Below are 8,189 nucleotides of genomic sequence, written 5' to 3'. Positions count from 1 at the left end.
GCTCGGGGTGTCGGCCCCGCGCTCGCGGGAATTGCTCCCTGCTCGTGGGGCGCGGCTCCGGGTTCCGGGTGTCGGCCCCGCGCTCGCGGGGATTGCTCTGCTCACCCCGCAGCCGCCGGTCTGCTCGGGGTGTCGGCCCCGCGCTCGCGGGAATTGCTCCCTGCTCGTGGGGCGCGGCTCCGGGTTCCGGGTGTCGGCCCCGCGCTCGCGGGGATTGCTCCGGGATGCCGCGGGGCTTGAGCACGTACTCGATGTCGGCCTCGCGCTCGCGGGGATTGCTGCCCGTCCTGCGGCCGTAGCCGCCACCGGCGCACGTCGGCCCCACGCTCGCGGGGATTGCTCCACCTTCGGCACCATCAAGGCGAAGGCCTCGGTGTCGGCCCCGCACACGCGGGGGTTACTCCCCGAACAAGGCCAAGGGGACGGCTTAGGAGAGCTCGGCCCCGCGCTCGCGGGGATTGCTCTGATCTCCCCCGGGGTGTTTTGATCTCGTGTCGGTCGGCCCCGCGCTCGCGGGGATTGCTCCTTCGCGTATGGGGTGGCGAACGTCGTGGTGGAGTCAGCCCCGCGCTCGCGGGGATTGCTCCGGCCACCAGGTCGCATCGAGGGCGTCGTCGGCATCGGCCCCGCGCCTGCGGGGATTTCTCCCCCAACAAGGCCAAGGGGACGGCTTGGGAGAGGTCGGCCCTGCGGTCGCGGGGATTGCTCTGCCGTGATGGCTGGTCAGCTCTCGGCCGCGCAGTTGACCCCGCGCTCGCGGGGATTGCTCCCGGGGGTGCGGAAGGTGCGGTGCGCTTGCGCGATCGGCCCCGCGCCCGCGGGGGTTGCTCCCCGGGCCGCCCGATCCACATGCCCACTCGATCATCGGCCCCGCGCCTGCGAGGATTGTTCCTCCTCGGGCATAGGGGCGGGCATGTAGCCGTAGTTGGCCCCGCGCTCGCGGGGATTGCTCCGCGAGCCAGGCTGGCGGCGTCCCGTCTGCTCTGTCGGCCCCGCACGCGCGGGGATTGCTCGGCGAGCGCCAGGCGCAGGGTGAGCACGATCTGGTCGGCCCCGCACGCGCGGGGATTGCTCCGTCTCGGGCGACGCTCTGAAAGCCGCGGAGACGTCGGCCCCGCGCTCGCGGGGATTGCTCTGCCGTGATGGCTGGTCAGCTCTCGGCCGCGCAGTTGACCCCGTGCTCGCGGGGACCGCTCTTCGAGGAAACCGGCCAGGACCTCCGTGCCGTCGTCGGCCCCGCGATCCCGAGGGGCTTCAAGAAGCCACTGTCGTGCGATCCGATTGGGGGGTTCGGCGTGACGGCGCCGGACGCAGCTGCGCCCCGCCCCGGAGGCTCGGGGTGGGGCGCAGCCGCGTGTTCAGCGCATCAGTTCATCTGCGGTGGCGGGCAGTCGTATGGACTGACCGTTCATCACCATTTGCTGGAGAAGGGCGAATCCATCCTGCTTCGAGACGATGAATCCGACGCAGGCGACCGCCATCACGTCTTTGGTGCGCATCGTCGGGATCCCTCTGTGTCGCGCGAGGTCCAGCGACGCCTTGTCGTCGCTGATCCACGTGGCCTCTTTGAACTCCACCCGGGTGCTGATGACGTGCAGGGTCTCGGACTCCCCGAGATGCCTGAGCGGATCCGACGGGCTGCCGAAGAACACGCCCTGTCGAATCCGCTCCACGGCCTCGGGGTCGTCGACTTCGATCGGCTCCCCCAGCCAGCGGGAGACGTCGGGTAGGTCCAGGGCCGGCAGATATCGCGATGATCGCTTGGCTTCGTACGCCACTGCTTCCGTCCATCGACCCCGGCCGCTCAGTACGTTTTCCAGGATGTCGAGCCTGGAGACGGACGCGAAGTTGCACAGGACCGTGTTGTCGGGAAAGCAGCTGATCATGGGCTGAACGCGAGCTCCGTTCCGGGATCGGACGGTGCCGCCTGCTGCTGCTCGGGCTCGAACTGGGCGGGCTCCAGGAGGTCCAGGAGCACGTCCGGGTCGAGGTCCAGGAGGGCTGCCAGCGGCCGGACTGTCGTATCACCCGAAGCATAAGCCTTGATTGCCAGCTCTGTTAGTCGTCGAGGATGCCAACCCCGTTGGCTGCGCTCGGTGTTGACCATGTGCTGCTCCAAGGCCCCCGCGGCACCGGCAATCCTGGCGCCGTCGGCTGTCAACATCGCGCCCCACTGCCTGCGCTGATCAGCAGTCAGGACCCCCAGCACCTTCAGCCGGGTTGCCATCGCGCTCGGCGACACGCGGTACTTCCAGGCCAGCTCCGCCACCAGGTCACCGCCGGCCGTTCGGTCCCGGGCGTCGGCCAGGACGGTGGTACGCGGCATCAGGAACTCCGCAGCGAATGCGTTCGCCTGCACTTCCATCGCGGTGGTCGACCGGCCCGGCTGCACCTTCTCGACGACCGCCTCGTCATGCGCGTCGCCGGCGAGAATGTGGCCGAGTTCGTGGGCAAGGGTGAACCGTTGGCGTGTCCACACATTGGTTTTGGCAACGAGGATGAGGTCGAAGCTCTCGGTCGACCAGGACAGGCCGTCCAGCTTGTCGGGAAGATCGACGCCCGCGATCTCCACGCCGAAGGCCTGCTCGAAGCTTGAAGCTAGGTTCTGGGTCGAGAGGGTCCAGGGGTCGACTCCCACTGCCGCCAGGGCGGCCTGGGCGAGCTGCGTGCCGTCGATTCCCTCTGGGCGGTTGTGGGCGCGCCTCGGCAGGTCGCTCCCGATCCGCGCCAAGGCGTCGATCACCTGCTCGTACCGGCCCAGGAGTCTGCGCACTTCGTCGGTGGTGTGCTCACAGGCGCCCGTCTTCCGCGCGGCGGCGCCGAGCGCCGAGCGCGGCTCGACGCCGCGCAGCAACCAGTCAACGGTTCTGCCGCCGAAATCGGCGATCAGCGCCAGTTCGAGGGAGGTGAAGCGGCGTTTCCCGCCAAGCGACTTCGACAGCTTGTCTGGGGAGATTCCAATGCGCTCCGCCATGACGGCCTGGGTCTCACCCGTTGAGCCGATGACCTGACGCACGCGTTCAATCAGTCCGGCATCCATGCTGTGACCGTACAGTCGCGTTGCGATTCTCGCAATCGACATGACCAGGTTGTGACCTGGGGTTCACCCTCCTGAGTGAGTGCGCGGCGCGCACTGACAGCGAAGCCACGACAGGTGCTCTGACCTGCGGAAATGCAATCGCGGCCACACGGTGATTGGGTGCCGCCGGGCGCAGTGGCGAGCCAGGTCGGCAATGGCCGCTGCAATCATTGGTACAGACCAGGCCGCCGCACGTCATTGCTTCGGGGACATGCCGGCTTGTCGAGCGGATGGCCGCGTCCGCGTCCGCCCAAGGCCTCCCCGCGTAGGCCGGGACGCGGCTGTGCCCCACTGGGCAGGGCCAGTGGGACGCAGCCACTCAAGCGGTCAGGAGAGGCTGGTGATCTGTAGCTCTGTGACGCGGCACGCCTCCTCGTTCGGCAGCAGTCGTCCCCACGCCCGCGGGAATCGCTCTCCGCTAGCATCAGTGCCAACCCAGTGGCACGGGTCGGCCCCACCCTCGCGGGGATTGCTCCACCTTCGGCACCATCAAGGTGAAGGCCGTAGTGTCGGCCCCGCACACGCGGGGATTGCTCCCCGAACAAGGCCAAGGGGACGGCTTGGGAGAGTTCGGCCCCGCGCTCGCGGGGATGGTTCAGGAGACCAGCCCATCACACCGGTGACCACCGGGAGCTGGTCTCGTCGAGGGGAAGAGGCATGAACTCCTTCACACGCCGCCTGCCTAATCGAACTAAATCAACTGACGGCCCCTGACGCGAATCACCGCAGGTCAGCAAGTGTCGGCCCCGCGCTCGCGGGGATTGCTCCGGGCCAGTGGCGCCCTTCATGGTGCGGCCGTGGTCGGCCCCGCGCTCGCGGGGATTGCTCCCGCTGACTCGCCCTGGCCTGCCGCCCACCGGCGTCGGCCCCGCGCTCGCGGGGATTGCTCTCGAGGTCTGAGTCGGATGGCGACGCAGGTGCTGTCGGCCCCGCGCTCGCGGGGATTGCTCCGAGAGCACGGCCTCTCCGGTGGTCACCAGACGGTCGGCCCCGCGCTCGCGGGGATTGCTCCCCGATTCGACCCGGGTCACTGACCATCTGTTCGTCGGCCCCGCGCTCGCGGGGATTGCTCTCTCCCGATCGGCCTGGCCGACGCGCTTCTGTGGTCGGCCCCGCGCTCGCGGGGATTGCTCCACGACGAGCGCAGGGTCTTCCTCGGTGACCTGGTCGGCCCCGTGCTCGCGGGGATTGCTCCCGTCAGCCCGGCATTGTGGGCGCGCTGGGACTGTCGGCCCCGCGCTCGCGGGGATTACTCCCGCCGCTCGATGTCCTGCTCCGCCTTGTACGGGTTGGCCCCCGCACATGCGGGGATTGCTCCAGCACCGGCTCGCCGGGGAACAGCACGGCCCAGTCGGCCCCGCGCTCGCGGGGGTTGCTCTCGGTTCAGGGCACCGAGGGCATCGCCCTGGAGATCGGCCCCCCGCTTGCAGGGATTGCTCCTCGGTGTGCTTCGAGGCGCCCGGAGACCGGAGTTGGCCCCGCGCTTGTGGGGATTGTTCCGGGGTGACGGCCCAGGAGGAGAATCAGGCCTTTCGGCTTCGCGCCTCCGGGCGGGGTTGCCGGCATCAGGAGGAAGTAGGTTGGCTCGCTGCCTGGACGGCGGCTCCCGGCCCTCCTGGTAGTTGAGGGGGACGCCATCGTCGGTGGGGGCCAGGACTTTATGGGGCTGCCCCTTCGTCCCATGTGCCACGTTCGTGTGGCCCCTGGTTGCCGGGAACGCCCGGTTGGCCTTGGGGCATGCCGTCGTATCCCGCCAGTTCTGGTGCTCGGTCAGTCATGGGCCCGAATCCGGGCCCATGGCGTGATCTCTGGGGAGACATCCGGGTCTTCGGAAACCGTCCTGGTGCCCACACGGGCTCAATCGAACGCGTGCTTCTTTCTCCTTCGGAAAGGTGTCGACCTCCAGGGCGGGGCACGAAACCCCCGTCGCCGGCGTGGGCAACTGGCTTATAGGCGAGACCATTTGTGGCCGACAAGAGGTGGTCCCGTTGTGCGGCGTGCCGCGCAACGGGACCATCGGCCGGCTGCAGCCGGGCTGCCGGCGGGAATCCCACCTCCGGACCCCGTGGCTCCGGAGGTGGGATTCGAGGGGCCCTGTCGGGCCGGCCGTGGGGGAGATCACGGCCGGGCCGAGGGGGCGGGGGGATCAGTGCGGGAGGTTCCACTTCTGGTTGTCGGCGCCGTTGCAGTCCCAGATGCCGAGCTGGTTGCCGTTGTTGGTGGCGAAGCCCAGGTCGTCCAGGCAGCGGCCGGACTGCGGGTTGAGCAGCGAGCCGTCGGGCTGGGCCTTCCACTGCTGGGCTCCGCTGCCGTTGCAGTCGTAGAGCTGGACCATGGTGTGGTTGGCGGTGTTGCCACCCTCCACGTCCATGCACTTGCCGAGGGCGCGCATCGTCCCGTCCACTCCGACGGTCCACTTCTGGGCGTTCGTGCCGTTGCAGTCATAGATCTGGACCGCGGTGCCGTTCTTGTTCTCGCCGCCCCGGACGTCGACGCACTTGCTCGCGTAGCCGCTGATCTGGCCCTGCGGCCCGGCGACCGGCGGCGGCACCGTCCCGAGGAAGACGACCTGCGGGAACATGATGGTGTCGCCGAAGTTGCACATGGCGGTGCTCATCCCGCTCCCGACGACGGCTCCGCCGATCGCCATGCGCATGTACGGGCCGGTGTTGTTGACGTAGTACTGGCACTGCGCCTGCACGCGCCAGATCTGCAGGGGGCTGATGCCCGAACAGGTTCCGATGACCTGGCCGCCGCCGGCGGCGATGGCGTTACACCCGCCGGCCAGCGCCGCGCTCGAACTCGCCTGCTCTGCCTGGGCGGTGGCGGGCGCGGCCTGGCGCGCGGCGGTGGATGCGGCCTGGGCGGCGGCGGGGACGGTGAGTGCCGCGGCGGAGGCCAGCAGCGTGGTCATCATGACAACAGCGGTACGGCGCATGAGGGTTGGGCCCTTTCCGTGATGACAGGGTGATGGCACTGCTCAGATGTTGCGCAGGTTTGGTCATGAGCATTGCAGTGCCGCCTGGGGCCGTCAACGGATGTGGGCCGACAAGATGTCGCCATTCACCTCAGCTCATCCGCGACCTGCTTGTTCCCGCCGGACGGGAGTCTGAAAGGAGTCGGACGGGAGCCGAACAGGGGCTGGATTCAGCCGAATTGACGCGATCTCAGCCCAGCGCGCGGTCGAGGTTGAAGGCCGCGCTGATCAGCGAGAGGTGGGTGAAGGCCTGCGGGAAGTTGCCGAGTTGCTCGCCGGTCGGGCCGATCTCCTCGGCGAACAGCCCGAGGTGGTTGGCGTAGGTGAGCATCTTCTCGAAGGCGAGCCGGGCCTCCTCCAGGCGGCCGGCGCGGGCCAGTGCCTCGACGTACCAGAAGGAGCAGATCGAGAAGGTGCCCTCGGAGCCGCTCAGGCCGTCCGGGCTGGTGGCCGGGTTGTAGCGGTAGACCAGGGAGTCGGAGACCAGGCCCTTGGTGAGCGCGTCCAGGGTGGAGAGCCACTTGGGGTCGGTGGGCGAGATGAACTTGGCCATCGGCATCATCAGCAGCGAGGCGTCCAGTTCGCCGTCGTCCAGGGACTGGACGAACGCGCCCAGCTCGCTCGACCAGCCGCGCCGCATGATCTGGTGGTAGATCGCGTCCCGGGTCTGCCGCCAGCGGGGCAGGTCGGCCGGCAGGCCTCGGCGGTTCGCCATCCGGATCGCCCGTTCCAGCGCCACCCAGCACATCAGCCGCGAGTACACGTAGTTCCTGCGGCCGCCGCGGGTCTCCCAGATGCCCTCGTCGGGCTGGTCCCAGTTCTCGCAGAGCCAGTCCGCCACCATGCCGACGTCCTCCCAGCCGGCGCTGCTGATCGGCTGCCCCCACTTGTCGTACAGGTAGATGGAGTCGATCATGGCTCCGTAGATGTCCAGCTGGAGCTGGCCGGTGGCGGCGTTGCCGACCCGGACGGGTGCGGAGCCCAGGTGGCCCTCCAGGTGCGGCAGCGCGTACTCGGGCAGCTCGGTGCGCCCGTCGATGCCGTACATGATCTGCAACGGGCCGTTCGCGGCGGTGTCGCGCATGCGCTCGAAGAGGAAGCCCATGAACGCCTCGGCCTCCGAGGTGAACCCGAGGCGCAGCATGGCGTAGACGCAGAAGGCGGCGTCGCGGACCCACATGTACCGGTAGTCCCAGTTGCGCTCGCCGCCGACCTGCTCGGGCAGGCTGGTGGTGGGTGCGGCGACGATCGCGCCGGTCGGCGCGTAGGTGAGCAGCTTGAGCAGCAGGGCGGAGCGGTGCACCATCTCCCGCCACCGCCCCTGGTAGCGCGACCCGGCCAGCCAGTGGCGCCAGAACCGGACGGTCGCCTCGAACTGTTCCTCCGCCTCGGCGCGCGGACACGACCGGGCCGGGACGTCGTCGCCGATCTGGTCGAGGGCGAACACGACGGAGTCGCCCTCCAGGAGCTTGAAGTGCGACCACACGTCCAGGCCGTCGGTCTCCAGCGGCGCGGTGGCGGTCAGCGCGAGCGTGAGCGACGGGGAGCGGAACACCGCGACGTGGCCTTCGAGGGACACGGTGTGCGCCTCGGCGCCGTAGCCGAAACGCGGGGCGATCCGCGCCCGGAACGGGAGGATTCCCCGGACGCAGATGAGCCGCCGGATCAGCCGGTGCCGGGCGACCTCGGGCGACCCCTCGGCCACGGGCATGAAGTCCTGGATCTCCGCCACGCCGTCCGCGGCGAAGAAGCGCGTGATCAGCACGTTCGTGTCGGGGAAGTAGAACTGCCGGGTGCGGGTCGGGACGTCCGCGGCCAGCTCGAACGATCCGCCCCGGTCCGCGTCGAGGATGGCCCCGAACACGCTGGGCGCGTCGAAGCGCGGACAGCAGTACCAGTCGATGGTGCCGTTCGTGCCGACCAGGGCGGTCGTCCGGAGGTCGCCGATCAGGCCGTGCTCGGAGATCGGCAGGTACCGGCCGCTGTCCGCCTGCTCGAACCCCGTCGTGTCGAACGCCATGCCGACCTCCCCGCCGCTGTGGCGCGGGCTTGGAGACGAAGCCTTCCCAGCCATGGTAGATCGCCGGCGGCGTAGGGGCCGGGCCGAGCACCGGCCGGGCCTCGTGGGCCCCG

The 8,189-nt window shown here is 69.5% G+C and carries 4 protein-coding genes and 1 CRISPR repeat array; all 4 genes read right to left on the bottom strand.

Annotated features, from left to right (window positions below; translation table 11 throughout):
- Positions 1-1,358: 1,358 nt before the first annotated feature.
- The gene (locus ACFV6D_RS15910; RefSeq protein ID WP_380560156.1) at positions 1,359-1,886 is read right to left on the bottom strand and encodes a hypothetical protein; all 528 of its coding nucleotides are present in this window, start codon (positions 1,884-1,886) and stop codon (positions 1,359-1,361) included.
- Positions 1,883-3,040, bottom strand: coding sequence for a helix-turn-helix domain-containing protein (locus tag ACFV6D_RS15905; protein WP_380560154.1), 1,158 nt, complete (start codon positions 3,038-3,040; stop codon positions 1,883-1,885). Before ACFV6D_RS15905 ends, ACFV6D_RS15910 begins: the two co-directional genes overlap by 4 nt.
- A gap of 778 nt (positions 3,041-3,818) precedes the next feature.
- A CRISPR array of direct repeats spans positions 3,819-4,579; the repeat unit is 28 nt; unit sequence GTCGGCCCCGCGCTCGCGGGGATTGCTC.
- Positions 4,580-5,225: 646 nt separating this feature from the next.
- Positions 5,226-5,996, bottom strand: a complete 771-nt coding sequence (locus ACFV6D_RS15900) for a ricin-type beta-trefoil lectin domain protein (protein WP_107452810.1) — start codon at positions 5,994-5,996, stop codon at positions 5,226-5,228.
- A gap of 250 nt (positions 5,997-6,246) precedes the next feature.
- A complete protein-coding gene (locus ACFV6D_RS15895; RefSeq protein WP_380560152.1) occupies positions 6,247-8,076 on the bottom strand; it encodes a glycoside hydrolase family 15 protein in 1,830 nt (609 codons plus the stop codon).
- Positions 8,077-8,189 lie beyond the last annotated feature (113 nt).

The sequence above is a fragment of the Kitasatospora sp. NPDC059812 genome (assembly GCF_042732075.1).
Taxonomy (GTDB): domain Bacteria; phylum Actinomycetota; class Actinomycetes; order Streptomycetales; family Streptomycetaceae; genus Kitasatospora.
The sequence above is the reverse complement of the archived record's forward strand: the minus strand, read 5'-3'. Positions and strand labels throughout refer to the sequence as shown.